The following is a 14,680-nucleotide window of genomic DNA, read 5'->3' on the forward strand; positions in this document are numbered from 1 at the left end:
CGCAACACAATTTGGGGACGGGAATGGCCGAGGCCGCAGCAGCAGAGAAAACGAAGCCGGGTTGGGGAGAGGTTTTCCGCTCCCTCAACAACCGCAAGAGCGGCTTCATGGTGCTGTTCGGCTTTGCTAGCGGCCTGCCCTTCGCCCTGTTTCTGGGCACGCTTTACGCCTGGCTGACCGAGGCGGAGGTGCCGCTGGAGACGATGGGCGTTTTTTCGCTGATCGGGCTGGCCTATGCCTTCCAGTTCATCTGGTCGCCGTTGATCGACAAGGTAAACCTCGGCCCGTTCCGCCGCTTCGGCAAGCGCAAGCAATGGATCGTGCCGGCCCAGATCCTGCTCGGTGCCATCCTCGTCACGATGAGCGTACTGGAGCCGAAAACGCAGCTCGGCTGGTTCTCGCTCCTCGCCGGAATCGGTGCCATCGCCAGCGCGACGCAGGACATCGCCATTAACGCCTGGCGCATCGACGTTGCGGACGAGGAAGCCACGCTCGACATCCTCTCCACCATCTACCAGATGGGCTACCGCCTGGCCTCACTCGTTGGCGGCGCGCTCGGCCTGATCATCGCTGCGCGTATCGGCTGGCCGGAAACCTATTTGATCATGGGCGCCATCCTGCTGACGATCGGCTTTTTCGGCACGTTCGCGCCCGACAGCGGCCGCGATACCAGTGCCATCGGCGCGACCGATCACGAACTGGCCGAGCTATACGCCCCAGGCGAAGTCGCCCCGGACGCCCGGCGCAAGGCGCTGTGGGCGGTACTGGCCCTGTGGGGCTGGGCGCTGCTGATCCTCGGCATCTTCATGGTCCGTGCCCTCGGCGGCTACGTGCCCATGCTGGCGACGATCCCGCTGGGCGGTGACATGGCGCTCGACCCCAACTGGCTATTCGGCATGTTCGCCCTGAACGAGGAAGGGCGTCCCGATCCCACTGAATTCACCGCGAAGATGGGCCCAGTCATCATCCTGGCCACCATCGTGCTTCCCGCTATCATCGCCGCATTGCTGGCAAAGGCGAAGCGGACCGGCGACGGGGTCATCCCGGCGGCAAGTGGCGAGGTAAGCGTTCCGGCGCGGTACGGCGCGCTCGACCACCTCTATCGCGCGCTGCTGCTGCCGCTGGTCGAATTCGTCGGACGGATGGGCTGGTCGCTGATGCTTATCCTTTCGCTGGTCCTGACGTACCGCATCTGCGACGCGATCTGGGGCACCTTTGCCTATCCGTTTTACCTCGGCGAGCTGAAATACACCAATGACGAGGTTGCCTTCGCGTCGAAATTCTTCGGCGTCGGGGCAGTCATCGCGGGGCTGGCATTCGGCGGATACCTGCTGACGGTCATCGGCCGGATGGCGACGCTTACGATCGGCGCGATCTTGGCCGCGCTGACAAACCTGCTTTATGCAGATATGGCGGTCGGCGGCGCCAACATGCAGGCGGCAAGCGACGCCATCGGTTTCTCGTGGCTGATCGCCCACATGGCGCCTTTCGGGTCGGAAGGATTGCCGCGACTGACCTTCACCATCATGTGGGAAAACCTCGCCATCGGAATTGCGGGCGCAGCCTATGTCGCGTGGCTTTCCTCCATCGTGTCGAAGAAGTACGCCGCCGTGCAGTATGCGCTGCTGTCCTCCCTCACGCTGCTGATCGGCACGCTGGGGCGCGGCGCGCTGGGCGAGATGATCGAGGACCAAGGATATTACTACGTTTTCATTCTCACCACCTTGATCGGCGGCATCGCCGTGGTGCTATGCATTGCTGAGTGGATAAGGGAAAAGCGCGCCGGGTCGAAAAGCGGCATCGTGACGCCTGACCACCAGGTCTCGGCAGGATCCTAGTCCGGCATTTCATCGTTCAAGCGCAGGACCTCGCCCGCGAGGTACAGCGATCCTGCGATCAGCACCGGCAAGCCGTCGTCGGGCAGCGCTTCTAGTGCCTGTTCCACCGTTTCGCGGTTCATCGCGCGGGGGCAGACGTCTTCCGCCCTGTGGCTGACGTCGCCGGGCACCGGGACGACCTGCACCGTGGCGAGGTTTTCGCGCAACGGGCCGACGATGGCAGCGGGGTCCTTGCGCGCCAGCATGCCGAGCACGAGATGCAGCGGCTCGCTCCCGCTGAAATGTGTTGCCAGCACTTGGCCGGCGGAAGGGTTGTGCCCGCCGTCGAGCCAGACCGTGTGGCTTCTCCCCGCAAGCCGCGTCAGCGGACCGTCGCCCAGTTTCTGCAAGCGCGCGGGCCAGCGGGCGCGGCGGATGCCTTTCGCCAGGGCTTCGGGCGCAACGGTCACGTAATCCTGGTGGCGCAGCATGGCGACGGCGAGCGCGGCGTTTTCCGCCTGATGCTCGCCGCGCATGGCGGGCAGCGGCAGGACCAGCTCGCCGTGGCGGTCAGCGTAAGTGAGCACGTCGGTGACGCTGGCGTGCCAATGCGTGCCGCGCATCGCCAGCGGCGCGCCCGCTGCCATTGCCGCCCGCTCGATCTCCAGCTCGGCTTCCGGCGGGTAGGACAGGGTGACGAGCGAGCTGCCCGGCCGCACGATGCCCGCTTTTTCGAACGCGATACGCGCGAGCGGGGATGTGGGCAGGCCGTCCTCGGCGCGCAGCAGATACTCTTCGTGGTCGATGCCCAGCGCGGCGATGCCGCAGGCGGCGGGGCGCTTAAACACGTTGGTCGCATCCAGCCTGCCCCCAAGACCGACTTCGACGATCGCCGCGTCGGCCGGGGTCCGCGCGAAAGCGAGCAGGCTGGCGGCGGTCGAGACTTCGAAGAAACTGGTGCCGAGACCGTCCGACGCGTCGATCACCTCCTCCAGCAGGGCGGCGAGCGCTTCGTCCGAAATCACCTCCCCGGCCACCCGGATGCGCTCGTTGAAGCGCACGAGATGCGGGCTGGTGGAGACGTGCACGGTCTTGCCGTCCGCTTCCAGCATCGCGCGCAGGAAGGCGCAGGTCGAACCTTTGCCGTTGGTGCCCGCGACATGGAACACGGGCGGCAGGCGGTCCTGCGGATTGCCCAGCCTCTCCAGCAAGGCGCGGATCACCGAGGTGTCGAAACGCCCGTGCTGCAGCTTCATCCGCGCCAGCCGGTCGAGCTGGCGCTGGACGGCCGGGTCTTCGGAGGTCGCGAAATCCGCGACCATCGCCGTCAGGCCGCTTCCCGGTCGGGTTGCAGGAAATCGAGCAGCGTCGCGAGGCGCGCTTTCAGGTCCTTCCGCTCCACCACCATGTCCACCATGCCGTGCTTGCGGAGGTATTCGGCGCGCTGGAACCCTTCGGGCAGCTTCTCGCGGATCGTATCCTGGATCACGCGCTGGCCGGCAAAGCCGATCAGGGCACCGGGCTCCGCGATATGGATATCGCCGAGCATGGCGTAGCTGGCCGTGACGCCGCCGGTGGTCGGATCGGTCAGCACGACGATATAGGGCAGGCCCGCTTCGCGCAGGCGGCGCGTCATCACAGTGGCCTTGGGCATCTGCATCAGGCTGAGAATGCCTTCCTGCATCCGCGCACCGCCCGCGGCGGTCACCACGATGAAGGCGCATTTGCGGGTCAGCGCGCGCTGCGCGGCCTGGCAGAACGCCGTGCCAACGGCCATGCCCATGCTGCCGCCCATGAACTTGAAATCCTGCACGCCGACCACGGCCGGGTGGCCGTCGATCGTCCCGCTGCCGGCCGTGAACGCATCGTTATGCGGATTGGCGGCGCGCGCGGCCTTCAGCCGGTCGGTGTATTTCTTCGTATCCTTGAAGCGCAGGGGATCCTCGCGCACCTGCGGCGGGGAGAGCAGCTCATACCCATCGTCCAGCAGCAGCGACAACCGCCGGTCCGCGCCGATTCGGCCGTGGTGGTCGCAGCGCGGGCAGACGTTGAGATTCTCCTCGTACTCCTTGGAGAAGATCATCTCCGCGCAGTTGGGGCACTTCACCCACAGGTTGTCGGGCGTGTCCTTCTTGGGAACGAAGGGCAGCGAATTGCGAACGCGATCTAGCCAGCTCATGGGTCAGCCCTTTCGCGCGGAATGGACGGCGTTGGCAAGCGCCTGCGTGAGCTCGCGCAGCTTTTCGGGCGCATCGTTACCATGCTCTCCCACGATCTCGACCAGGGCGGAGCCGACGACCACGCCGTCCGCGACCTGTGCGATGGCCGCAGCCTGTTCCGGAGTGCGGACCCCGAAGCCGACTGCCACCGGCAGGTCGGTAGCCGCCTTCAGTCGCGCGACGGCATCGGCGATGCTGGCCTGTGCGGCCTGCTGCTTGCCGGTAATCCCGGCGACGGAGACGTAATAGAGGAAGCCGTCCGACCCCTCCAACACCCGCGGTAGGCGCGCCGCATCGGTGGTGGGTGTGGACAGGCGGATGGGCGCAATGTTCTTCGCGCGCAGGGCCGGGCCGAGCGCCTCGTCCTCTTCGGGCGGGATGTCGACGCAGATGACCCCGTCGACGCCGGCCTTGGCGCATTCATCCGCAAACCATTCCGGACCGTGCCGGATCATCGGGTTGGCATATCCCATCAGCACCAGCGGAACGTGCGGGTGGCGCGCGCGAAATTCGGCCGCATGGCGCAGCACGTCCGCGGTGGTGGTGCCGCCATTGAGCGCGCGGATATTCGCCGCCTGGATCGCGGGGCCATCGGCCATCGGATCGGTGAACGGCATGCCCAGCTCGATCACGTCCGCGCCGCCGGCGACCAGCGCGTCGAGATTGGCCGCCGTGTCGCCATCGCCCGCTGTGATGAAGCAGACGAGGGCTGGGTGCGGCTTGGCGAAGGCGGTAGAGAAGCGGGTCATTCCGGCGATCTTCCAATCTTGTCGCGTAAGATTATCGACGCAATGCCCAGTCCGATTTGTCCTCCACCTGCGAAGATTCCGAGATATAACCTCGTCTCATTGGTTGTGCCGATCACGGACCACAGCATGGCCGCGCCGGCGGCAATCATCACTAGCCCCAGGAACGCAAAGAACTTCAAATCTCCACTCCCAGCTTTTCGGCGACGGTGAAGATGTCCTTGTCGCCGCGGCCGCACAGGTTGGCGAGGATGATGCTGTCCTGCGGCATCTCCTTCGCGCGCTTGGCGACTGCGGCGATCGCGTGGCTGGGTTCCAGCGCGGGGATGATGCCTTCCGTCCGGCAGAGGAGCTGGAAGGCGTCCAGCGCCTCCTTGTCCGTGATCGCGGTGTATTCCACGCGGCCCGTGTCCTTAAGCCAGGCGTGTTCCGGCCCGATGCCGGGATAGTCGAGGCCGGCGCTGATCGAGTGGCCCTCGGTGATCTGGCCGTCCTCGTCCTGCAGCAGGTAGGTGCGGTTGCCGTGTAGGACTCCCGGATGGCCGCCCAACAGGCTGGCGGCGTGCTCATCGCCATCGAGCCCGTGCCCGGCGGCCTCCACGCCCAGCATTCCTACATCGCTATCGTCCAGGAACGGGTGGAACAGTCCCAGCGCATTCGACCCCCCGCCGATGCAGGCAACGAGCAGATCTGGAAGGCGTCCTGTGCGCAGCTCTATCTGCGCTTTAGCTTCCTTGCCGATCACGCTCTGGAAATCGCGCACCAGCTCCGGATAGGGATGCGGCCCCGCGGCGGTGCCGATGATGTAGAACGTGTCCGAAACATTGGCGACCCAGTCGCGCAGCGCCTCGTTCATCGCGTCCTTCAGCGTGCCGCGCCCGGCCGTGACGGGCACGATTTCCGCGCCGAGCAGCTTCATCCGGAACACGTTGGGCGATTGCCGCCGGACGTCTTCCGCGCCCATGTAGACGACGCAGGGCAGGCCGAAGCGTGCGCAGACGGTGGCCGTGGCGACCCCGTGCTGGCCCGCGCCGGTTTCCGCGATGATGCGCGTCTTGCCCATGCGCATCGCCAGCAGGATCTGCCCGATGCAGTTGTTGATCTTGTGCGCGCCGGTGTGGTTGAGTTCGTCGCGCTTGAACCAGACTTGCGCGCCCATTCCCGCACCTGCGTCCTTGCGCAGTTCCTCGGTCAGCCGCTCCGCGTAATAAAGCGGGGAAGGGCGGCCGACGTAATGTTCGAGCAGGCCGTCGAACTGTTCCTGGAAAGCGGGGTCCGCATGCGCCGCGCGGTATTCGCGCTCCAGATCGAGTACCAGCGGCATCAGCGTTTCGGCGACGTAGCGGCCGCCGTAATCGCCGAAATGGCCACGCGAATCCGGCATTTGCCGAAAGCTGTTCGCTTTCGAAGGGGGCATGGTGCTGGAAGGATTGGCTGAGTTCATGGGGTCATTTGTTCGCTGAGAGGGCGGCTTCGCAAAAAGCGCGGATGCGGCCGATATCCTTGACGCCGAGCGCCGATTCAAGCCCGCTGGAGGCATCTACCAGCGGTGCGCCCGTGCGGCGGATGGCATCGGCCACCGTGTCGGGGGTCAGGCCGCCGGCAAGCCCCCAATCGGTCTGGTGGTTGAAACCGTCCAGTACGCTCCAGTCGAAGCCCACGCCATTGCCGCCGGGCAGCGCCTTGGCCGGCGCATCGTACAGCAGCCGCGCCGCCGCCTTGGCATAGCGCTGCACCTTTTCGAGCGATTTCGCATTCTGGATGCCCACCGCCTTCCAGAACTCCAGCTTGGTATGCTGGGCGAGGAGGTTGAGCCATTCGGCCGTCTCCGCCCCGTGGAACTGGACGATGTCGGGCTTCACCGTATCGTGCGCCATTCCCAGCTCCGCCGGCTGCATGTTCACGGTGAGCAGCACGACTTTCACATCCTTCGGCACGCGCCGGCGCAAGGCTGCTGCATCCTCGAGGCTCAAGTGGCGCGGGCTGGGCTCAAAATGCACGAGGCCGATGTGGGTCGCCCCCGCATCGACCGCCGCATCGACGGTCTCGGGTGTGGAAAGCCCGCAGATCTTTACAAGCTGGGTCATTGGTTCAGAGTGTCGCCTCGATATCGCGGGCGGCTTGCGCGGGATCGTCGGCGCGGCTGATGGGGCGGCCGATGACCAGCACGCTGGCGCCGTCGTCACGCGCCTGACGCGGGGTTACGGTGCGCTTCTGGTCGCCGGTGGCGGCGCCTGCCGGGCGCAGGCCGGGCACGACGAAATAGCCGCCGTGCCATTGCTGTTTGACCGATTTCACTTCCTGCCCGGAACACACGATCCCGTCGAGCCCGCTCGCCTGTGCGAGTTCGGCAAGGCGCATCACGTGGTCGTGGGGGGAGCCGGTCACGCCGGTCCGAGCAAGGTCCCGCTCGTCGAGGCTGGTGAGCATCGTCACGGCGACGACCTTGCACCGCTCGCCCGCGGCGGCCTTGGCATCTTCCATCATCGCCCGCCCGCCGCCGGCGTGGACGGTGACGATGGCCGGTTCCAGCACACTGATCGCCCGCATCGCCGCGCCGACGGTGTTGGGAATGTCGTGCAGCTTGAGGTCGAGAAAGATCGGCAGGCCCACTTGCGCCAGGTCGTGGACCCCGTGCGAGCCGTGGGCACAAAAGAATTCCAGGCCCAGCTTCAGCCCGCCGACATGCGCCTTGACGCGGCTTGCGAGCGCGCGCGCGGCATCGAGCTGCGGCACATCGACGGCGAGGAAGACGGGGTTGGTCACGGGCGCGGTCAGGACTTGTCGTCGGCCGTCAGCGGGCCGGGATCTTCCAGCGGTCGCGGGCGGTCGGAATGGGTCGGCGTGGGGCTGGGTACCGGTGCGGGCGTCGGTGTCGCAGCGGTGGTTGACGCGGTTCCCGCCGTGTGCGTGGTGTGCGTCGTGCTCTGCAGGGACCGGATCTTGCGCTCCAGCCGCCATGCCTGCGTGCGATAGACCAGCCAGGTCGGCACCAGGCCGAGCAGGAAGGACACGATCACCACCGCGGGCAGGCGAGTCTGCCAGATCAGGTTTTCCCAGATGTGGACTTCGCTCGTTTCGCCCCAGTTGGCCACCGAGAAGGCGACCAGCGCGACCAGCAGGAAAACCCACACCAGCGTTCTGACAATCTGCATTCCAATCTCCCTCGAAGAACGGGCGCGATGCTAGGGGCAGGGCCGCCGCTTGGGAAGGGGCGGCGCGCCGTCAGCCGAAGACGCGGTCGAAGATCGTGTCGACCTGTCTGAAGTGGTAATCGAGGTTGAAGCTTTCGGCGAGGTCTTCGGGCGCGATCTTCGCCGTCACTTCCTCGTCGGCCTGCAACAGTTCGAGCAGCGACCGCTTGCCGTCCGATTCCCACACTTTCATCGCGTTGCGCTGGACCAGCGCATAGGCATCCTCGCGGCTGATGCCGGCCTGCGTCAGGGCGAGCAGGACGCGCTGGGAATGGACGAGGCCGCCCATCCGGTCGAGATTGGCCTGCATGCGGTCGGGATAGACCAGCAGCTTGTCGACCACGCCGGTCAGCCGCGCCAATGCGAAATCGAGCGTGATGGTGGCATCGGGGCCGATGAACCGTTCGACCGAGGAGTGGGAAATGTCACGCTCGTGCCAGAGCGCCACGTTCTCCATGGCGGGCAGGGCGTAGGCGCGGATCATCCGGGCCTGCCCGGTCAGGTTCTCGGTCAGGATCGGGTTGCGCTTGTGCGGCATAGCGCTCGAACCCTTCTGGCCGGGCGAGAAATATTCCTCTGCCTCAAGCACCTCGGTGCGCTGCAGATGGCGGATTTCCACCGCGAGCCGCTCGATTGAGCTCGCGATCACGGCCAGTGTGGCGAAATACATCGCGTGGCGATCGCGCGGGATGACCTGCGTGCTGACCGGCTCGACCGCCAGGCCAAGGCGTTCAGCAACGTGCTCTTCGACTTCGGGCGGAATGTTGGCGAACGTGCCGACAGCGCCGCTTATCGCGCACGTTGCGATCTCTGCGCGCGCGGCGACGAGGCGGGCGCGGCAGCGTTCGAATTCGGCGTAGGCCTGCGCCAGCTTCAGGCCGAAAGTGGTCGGTTCGGCGTGGATGCCGTGGCTGCGCCCGATGGTGGCGGTGTACTTGTGCTCTTCCGCCCGACGCTTCAGCGCGGCGAGCAGCAGGTCCATGTCTTCCAGCAGGATGTCGCTCGCCCGCGCCAGCTGCACGGCAAGCGTGGTATCCAGCACGTCGCTGCTGGTCATGCCCTGATGCATGAAGCGCGCTTCCTCGCCGACCTGGTCGGCGACCCAGGTTAGGAAGGCGATGACGTCGTGCTTGGTGACCGCCTCGATCTCGTCGATCGCATTCACGTCGATCTCCGGCTCGGTCGCCCACCAGTCCCACAGCGCCTTGGCCGCGCTGTCCGGCACGACGCCCAGCTCGCCCAGCTTCTCGGTCGCATGCGCCTCGATCTCGAACCAGATGCGATATTTCGCTTCCGGCTCCCACAAGGCGGTCATGGCAGGGCGGGCGTAACGGGGGACCATGGGATGCTCCGGTCGGATGGCTTGGGGACGAGGGGCGCGTATGGCTTCGGCCCCGGCAATTCAAGCCCGCTTCCCCGCATTTCCTTGTAAGAACACGGCAAGGTGTGCAGGCTACGGCGAGGGATGCGGAAATTTGCCGTATTCAACAGGGGATTAATTCGTGAGTCGCACCAAATTTGCCGCGTTTGGCTTGATTGCCGCTGCCTGGGTTTCGCCTGCACTTGCCGGGGACGAGCCGATATACGCACCGGCTCCCGATTGGGTGGAGGTCATCCCGGCTAGCGAGGTAGACAGCGATACGGGGCCGTCGGACCGGCTGATCGATACGCAGATCTGGATCGATGAGGGCACTGTCCATCGCTACGAAGAGCGGATCGTGCGGCTCGACAGCACCGAGGCGTTGACTTCTGCCGGTACGCTGCAGACCACGTGGCTGCCCGACAAGGGCGACCTGACTATTCATGCCCTGCAGATCCTGCGCGGCGGGGAGGTCATCGATCTGATCGAACAGGGCGTGCGCTTCGATACGCTGCGCCGCGAACGCGGGCTGGAGATGCGCTTCCTCGACGGCGTCCTGACGGCAACGGTCGCGGTTCCCGGCCTCAAGGTCGGCGACCGGCTTCGCGTGGCCTATTCGACTTCGCTCAACGACCAGGCGCTGGGTAACGAAATCCAGGCGCGCCATTTCCTGCCCAGCGAACCGCAGCAGATCGGCCGCAGCCGGGTTATCGCGAGCTGGGCAGCAGACGACGACATCCTGTGGTCGGCAGGCCCGGACGTGGAGGGCATCGAAACGGAGACGGTCGGGGGGCGCACGCGTCTTTCGCTCGAACTTCCCATCGCGCGGCGCAAGCCCGTGCCTTACGACGCGCCGAGCCGCTTCAAGCGCCCGCCGATTCTGGAAATTACCAGTTTCGCCAATTGGCAGGAATTGTCTCGCGAGATGGCGCCGCACTTCGAAACCGCCGCAACCATAGAGCCCGGCGGCGAGCTTGCCGGCAAGGTTGCTGCAATCAGGGCCGCCAGCACCGACCTGCTGACCCGGGCGGTCGCGGCCACGCGGCTGGTGCAGGAAGACATCAGCTATTTGATGAATGGTCTCGATGGCGGAAATTACCTGCCACAGAACGCCGAACTGACATGGGACAAGAAATACGGCGACTGCAAGGCCAAGTCGGTCCTGCTGCTCAGCATGCTGCGAGAGCTGGGCATCGAATCGCAGGCCGTGCTCGTGACGACGCAGGGCGGGGATGCCTTGAGCGAGGTGACCGCCTTGCCCGGACATTTCGACCATATGATCGTGCGCGCCACGATCGACGGGGTCGACTACTGGATCGACGGCACCAGCAACGGTACCCGCGCGACCAATATCGGCGAAGTTCCGCCGTTTTACTATGCGCTGCCATTGACCGCAGAAGGGACCGACCTGGTCCCGATGACCCAGCGTGAGCAGCCCTGGCCCGACCAGATCATGACGACCGTTCTCGACTTGTCGGCAGGGATCGACCTGCCAGGCCTGTCCACCATGCGCATACAGGCGTTCGGGGCGGGCGGGGCCTCGTTCAAGCAATTCGCCGCGCAGCTGGACGCGCAGGGCAAGCAGGAGATGCTGCGGTCCATGTCCGGTTCGGGCGATATCGTGACCGACGTAGACGTCAGTTATGACGACGAAAGCGGGACCGGGCTGTTCGTGGCGAAAGGGCTGATGGACAACCCGTTTTCGTGGCGCGATGGCGAGCTTGTTTACAATCTGACCCCTTCCTCGGGACTCAGCTTCTCACCCGACCGCGCGCGATCTTCATGGCGGAACATACCCGCAGCGACACGAGGCCCGACCCGCGAGCGGTCGATCTTGGAATTGGAGCTGCCGGGCGCCGGCAAAGGCTTCACGCTTCGCGGCGATGCGGCGATGCGCGGCGAAGCGGCCAACCAGGTCATCAGCTGGGACGGTGCGATCGAGGGAAGCACTGTAAGTGTCGCCGTAGAAACGATCGGGCATCTGGGCGAAATTGCCCCAGACCGCATCGGCGCGGAAAAACGCGCTGTGATGGCTCTCTCGGCGAAGAAGCTGGAAGTGCTTGCTCCGGCCGATCCGCTGTGGCGCTGGGAACGTGATCCGCGCGAACTGGCGCGCGCCGCCGCGCCGCTGATGGCGCAATTCGATGCCGCCCTCGCGAATGCCGCTCCCGACGATTTCGCCCCGCTTGAACGCAGGGCCGCATTCAAGAAACTTCTGCTGGATTACGAAGCGGCGCTAATTGATTACGACCGGCTGGTAGAAGAGCGCGGTGCGATCGACGAATTGCGGACGCGCGCATCCTTGCACGACCAGATGGGAAACCTTGCCAAGGCGACGGAGGGCTATCGCGAGGTCTACGACCTCGAGCCTGACGTGTGGAACGGCTATAATCTGGCCATTGCCCTCGCCCGAACGGGCGCCATCGACGAGGCGCTGGAAACGCTCGACACTATCGTTGTCGATGACGACGACGCATGGCGCATCGCCACCTTCCGCTCCGACATCCTGGGCATTGCCGGCCGCGCGGAAGACGGGCTTTTCGAGATCGAGAGTGCGCTGGCATCGGGCGAGACGGACGCCGCGCTGCTCAACCAGGATTGCTGGTTCCGCGGGATCTACGACGTTGGCACCGAAGACGGGGTCGCGCGATGCAATGCCGCTGTCGAGAAAGCCAGCGAGTCCGCCAACGTATTCGACAGCCGGGCCATGATGCATTTCAAGCTAGGCGATCACGATGCGGCGCTTGCCGACCTCGATGCGGCGCTGGAACTCGACCCTTCGCAGGAAGCCTCGCTTTACCTGCGCGGCGTCGTGCGCCTGGCTGAGGGCGACGCCGCAGGAATGGACGATATCCGCGCGGCCCGGCGCATCTGGCCGGCAGTCGACACGATCTACGCCGGATACGGTATTACGCCGCCGTCCTGACAAGCCTTACAGGCAGGGCTCAGATGAGCCCCTTGCTCCGCAGCGAAACGTGCCCTTCGCGCCCTACGATGACGTGATCGTGTACGACGATTCCGAGCAGGCGCCCGGCTTCGGCGATCCGGTTGGTGATGTCGATGTCGGCGCGGCTCGGCTGCGGGTTGCCGCTCGGATGGTTGTGGACGAGGATCAGCGCCGTCGCGCCGATTTCCAGCGCACGCTTTACCACTTCGCGCGGATGGATCGCGGCCTCGTCGATCGAACCGTCACCGACGTGGTCGTCCAGGATCAGGCGGTTCTGTGTGTTCAGGTACAGCACGCGGACCCGTTCCACCGTCAGGTGGGCCATGTCGATCGTGAGGTAGTCGATCAACGCCTGCCAGCTGCCCAGCACGGGCTTGTCCTGTACGCCCGCCTTCGCCAGCCTGCGTGCGGCCAGGGCCACGACCTTCAGCGCGGCGGCGCTGGTCTCGCCCATCTGCGGGTGTCCGGCGAGGGCCTTCGGGTCGGCATTGAGCACCCCGGCCAGCGAACCGAAGCGCTGCATCAGGCTCTTTGCGATGGGCTTGGTATCGATCCGCGGGCGCGAGGCGGCGAGAAGATATTCGAGCACCTCGTAATCGGCCAGCGCGTCCGCGCCGCCTTCCAGCAATCGCGTGCGCAGCCGTGCGCGGTGCCCGGCATGATCGGCCTTGCCAGCCTGGCCTTTCTTGGCCGGCGTGTCGGTGCGCCCCTCTTCCACGCCGCCTGATTGCCCGCCATCGCGCGCCTGTGCAAGGCGGGAAGCGGGGCGGGGGCGGAATATACCGGATGCAAGCGGGCCACTGCGGTTGACTCGAATCCGGCACCCCCCTAAGGGGGCGGCGCCCTTGGCGGGCACCTTCGTTGCCCGTGCCTCACACACTCCGCAGGAGCATGGCATGAGCGACGATAAACCCGCCCGGGAACCCGTCGGTGAAGATGCGAGAATCGACGCGCTGGAAGAGCGGCTCAAGGCGGCTCAGGAGCGCGAAGCGGAACGCAACCGGCCGAAGACGCAAGGTACCGATGCGAATTACAAGCTCGGCAACCGCGTCCTGGCCGAACTGCTCGGCGGGCTTCTTGGCGGGGCGGCGATCGGATGGGTCATCGACCGGGTCTTCGATACGTCGCCGTGGGGTCTGTTGGTGATGCTGTTCCTCGGGATCGGTGTCGCCTTCAGGAACATCATCCGGATTTCCAGCCGGCGCCCGGACGATCCCCAGTAAGGGGTTCGCGATGGGCGCCCGTTGCATGCAGGTTTGAGGTATTTCGCGGTGGCGCAAGAAGCCAAAGTCGATCCGATGTACCAGTTCCAGATCCAGCCGATCTTCGGCTCGGAAAACTGGGAACTGGGCAGTAGCGGTTTCAATATCGCCTTCACCAACAGCGCGATGTGGATGCTGATCAGCGCCGTCGTGCTGTGGGTATTCATGCTGGGCGGTATGCGGCGGGAACTGGTGCCGGGCCGCTGGCAGATGGCCGTTGAAAGCTTCACCGGCTTCATCGACAACATGCTGGAAGCCAACGTCGGCAAGGCCGGGCGCAAATATGTGCCCTACATCTTCAGCCTCTTCATGTTCATCCTGTTCGCCAACCTCCTCGGCCTGATGCCGCTGGGCCTGGCGGGCGTCCACCCGTTCACGTTCACCAGCCACCTGACGGTGACCGGAGTGCTGTCGCTGTTGACCTTCGCGATCGTCCTGATCGTGGGTTTCGCGAAGCACGGTTTTCACTTCTTCAGCCTGTTCGTGCCGCATGGCACACCGTGGCCGATGATCCCGATCATCTTCCCGATCGAGCTGATCAGCTTCCTGTTCCGCCCGATCAGCCTGGCGCTGCGACTGTTCGTCGCCATGATGGCCGGTCATGTCCTGCTGGAAATCCTCTCCAGCTTCGTGATCAGCGGCATCAACGCCGGCCCGGCCTTTAGCGCGCTCGTTTCCATCCCCAGCATGCTGCTGATGATCGCCATCTGCGCGCTGGAAATCCTGGTCGCGGGCATCCAGGCCTATGTTTTCGCACTGCTTAGCTCGCTGTACATCAACGACGCTGAAAACCTTCACTAAGCCTTTCAATTCTATCTGTTTACAAAGGAATTTCTCATGGATCTCGAAGCTGCAAAAATGATCGGTGCCGGTCTCGCTGCCATCGGCGCCGGCATGGCTGCCCTGGGCGTGGGTAACGTCTTCGGCTCGTTCCTCGAAAGCGCCCTGCGCAACCCGGGTGCCGCAGACGGCCAGCAGGGCCGCCTGTTCATCGGCTTCGCCGCAGCCGAACTTCTCGGCCTGCTGGCATTCGTCATCGCGATGATCATCCTCTTCGTCTGAGGAAAGAAAACGGCAGTCGGCGAGGATCCCTCCCGACTGCCGCCTCGCCTGACCGCTTCCCACCCGACGCTCG

General features: G+C 65.2%; 14 protein-coding genes. 5 read left to right on the plus strand and 9 right to left on the minus strand.

What is annotated here, in order from left to right; all coding sequences use genetic code 11:
- The first annotated feature begins 23 nt into the window (after positions 1-23).
- The gene (locus QQW98_RS10375) at positions 24-1,838 is read left to right on the plus strand and encodes an MFS transporter (protein ID WP_290134870.1); all 1,815 of its coding nucleotides are present in this window, start codon (positions 24-26) and stop codon (positions 1,836-1,838) included.
- Here QQW98_RS10375 and QQW98_RS10380 read toward each other — a convergent pair.
- The 8 genes from QQW98_RS10380 to purB form a co-directional block, all read right to left on the minus strand.
- Positions 1,835-3,139, minus strand: coding sequence for a bifunctional folylpolyglutamate synthase/dihydrofolate synthase (locus QQW98_RS10380; protein WP_290134871.1), 1,305 nt, complete (start codon positions 3,137-3,139; stop codon positions 1,835-1,837). The genes QQW98_RS10375 and QQW98_RS10380 overlap by 4 nt on opposite strands.
- A 5-nt stretch (positions 3,140-3,144) precedes the next feature.
- A complete protein-coding gene (gene accD, locus QQW98_RS10385; RefSeq protein ID WP_290134872.1) occupies positions 3,145-3,996 on the minus strand; it encodes an acetyl-CoA carboxylase, carboxyltransferase subunit beta in 852 nt (283 codons plus the stop codon).
- A 3-nt stretch (positions 3,997-3,999) separates the two neighbouring features.
- Entirely contained in the window at positions 4,000-4,785 is a 786-nt protein-coding gene (gene trpA / locus QQW98_RS10390; protein WP_290134873.1) for a tryptophan synthase subunit alpha, read from the minus strand.
- 175 nt (positions 4,786-4,960) lie between these two features.
- Complete coding sequence (gene trpB, locus QQW98_RS10395; RefSeq protein WP_404800803.1) at positions 4,961-6,166, minus strand: tryptophan synthase subunit beta; 1,206 nt, start codon at positions 6,164-6,166, stop codon at positions 4,961-4,963.
- 64 nt (positions 6,167-6,230) lie between these two features.
- Positions 6,231-6,869, minus strand: a complete 639-nt coding sequence (locus QQW98_RS10400) for a phosphoribosylanthranilate isomerase (RefSeq protein ID WP_290134875.1) — start codon at positions 6,867-6,869, stop codon at positions 6,231-6,233.
- 4 nt (positions 6,870-6,873) lie between these two features.
- Positions 6,874-7,548 carry an orotidine-5'-phosphate decarboxylase gene (gene pyrF, locus QQW98_RS10405; protein WP_290134876.1) on the minus strand — a complete coding sequence of 225 codons (675 nt, stop codon included), beginning with the start codon at positions 7,546-7,548 and terminating at the stop codon, positions 6,874-6,876.
- Positions 7,549-7,556: 8 nt separating this feature from the next.
- Positions 7,557-7,937, minus strand: coding sequence for a DUF1049 domain-containing protein (locus QQW98_RS10410; RefSeq protein WP_290134877.1), 381 nt, complete (start codon positions 7,935-7,937; stop codon positions 7,557-7,559).
- A 70-nt stretch (positions 7,938-8,007) separates the two neighbouring features.
- The gene (gene purB / locus QQW98_RS10415; RefSeq protein ID WP_290134878.1) at positions 8,008-9,318 is read right to left on the minus strand and encodes an adenylosuccinate lyase; all 1,311 of its coding nucleotides are present in this window, start codon (positions 9,316-9,318) and stop codon (positions 8,008-8,010) included.
- A 160-nt stretch (positions 9,319-9,478) separates the two neighbouring features.
- Between purB and QQW98_RS10420 the strand changes: the two genes are divergently transcribed.
- The gene (locus QQW98_RS10420; protein ID WP_290134879.1) at positions 9,479-12,262 is read left to right on the plus strand and encodes a DUF3857 domain-containing protein; all 2,784 of its coding nucleotides are present in this window, start codon (positions 9,479-9,481) and stop codon (positions 12,260-12,262) included.
- A 19-nt stretch (positions 12,263-12,281) separates the two neighbouring features.
- Here the strand turns inward: QQW98_RS10420 and radC are convergent, their stop codons facing one another.
- On the minus strand, positions 12,282-13,001 hold the full coding sequence (gene radC / locus QQW98_RS10425; RefSeq protein WP_290134880.1) for a RadC family protein: 720 nt from the start codon (positions 12,999-13,001) through the stop codon (positions 12,282-12,284).
- Positions 13,002-13,179: 178 nt separating this feature from the next.
- Between radC and QQW98_RS10430 the strand changes: the two genes are divergently transcribed.
- From QQW98_RS10430 to QQW98_RS10440, 3 genes are read left to right on the plus strand one after another with little or no spacing between them, the layout of a single operon-like run.
- Positions 13,180-13,506 carry an AtpZ/AtpI family protein gene (locus tag QQW98_RS10430; RefSeq protein ID WP_290134881.1) on the plus strand — a complete coding sequence of 109 codons (327 nt, stop codon included), beginning with the start codon at positions 13,180-13,182 and terminating at the stop codon, positions 13,504-13,506.
- A gap of 48 nt (positions 13,507-13,554) precedes the next feature.
- Positions 13,555-14,346 (plus strand): F0F1 ATP synthase subunit A, encoded by a 792-nt coding sequence (locus tag QQW98_RS10435; protein WP_290134882.1) that lies wholly within the window; start codon positions 13,555-13,557, stop codon positions 14,344-14,346.
- Between the two features lie 36 nt (positions 14,347-14,382).
- Positions 14,383-14,607, plus strand: a complete 225-nt coding sequence (locus QQW98_RS10440) for a F0F1 ATP synthase subunit C (RefSeq protein WP_290134883.1) — start codon at positions 14,383-14,385, stop codon at positions 14,605-14,607.
- Positions 14,608-14,680 lie beyond the last annotated feature (73 nt).

Origin of the sequence: Alteriqipengyuania flavescens, assembly GCF_030406725.1 — a bacterium.
Taxonomy (GTDB): domain Bacteria; phylum Pseudomonadota; class Alphaproteobacteria; order Sphingomonadales; family Sphingomonadaceae; genus Alteriqipengyuania_B; species Alteriqipengyuania_B flavescens.

Bases quoted from the DNA above. Each gene is read 5' to 3' on its own strand.
- QQW98_RS10375 (WP_290134870.1), top strand. From the start codon at position 24: ATGGCCGAGGCCGCAGCAGCAGAGAAAACGAAGCCGGGTTGGGGAGAG.
- QQW98_RS10380 (WP_290134871.1), bottom strand. From the start codon at position 3,139: ATGGTCGCGGATTTCGCGACCTCCGAAGACCCGGCCGTCCAGCGCCAG.
- accD (WP_290134872.1), bottom strand. From the start codon at position 3,996: ATGAGCTGGCTAGATCGCGTTCGCAATTCGCTGCCCTTCGTTCCCAAG.
- trpA (WP_290134873.1), bottom strand. From the start codon at position 4,785: ATGACCCGCTTCTCTACCGCCTTCGCCAAGCCGCACCCAGCCCTCGTC.
- trpB (WP_404800803.1), bottom strand. From the start codon at position 6,166: ATGCCGGATTCGCGTGGCCATTTCGGCGATTACGGCGGCCGCTACGTC.
- QQW98_RS10400 (WP_290134875.1), bottom strand. From the start codon at position 6,869: ATGACCCAGCTTGTAAAGATCTGCGGGCTTTCCACACCCGAGACCGTC.
- QQW98_RS10410 (WP_290134877.1), bottom strand. From the start codon at position 7,937: ATGCAGATTGTCAGAACGCTGGTGTGGGTTTTCCTGCTGGTCGCGCTG.
- purB (WP_290134878.1), bottom strand. From the start codon at position 9,318: ATGGTCCCCCGTTACGCCCGCCCTGCCATGACCGCCTTGTGGGAGCCG.
- QQW98_RS10430 (WP_290134881.1), top strand. From the start codon at position 13,180: ATGAGCGACGATAAACCCGCCCGGGAACCCGTCGGTGAAGATGCGAGA.
- QQW98_RS10440 (WP_290134883.1), top strand. From the start codon at position 14,383: ATGGATCTCGAAGCTGCAAAAATGATCGGTGCCGGTCTCGCTGCCATC.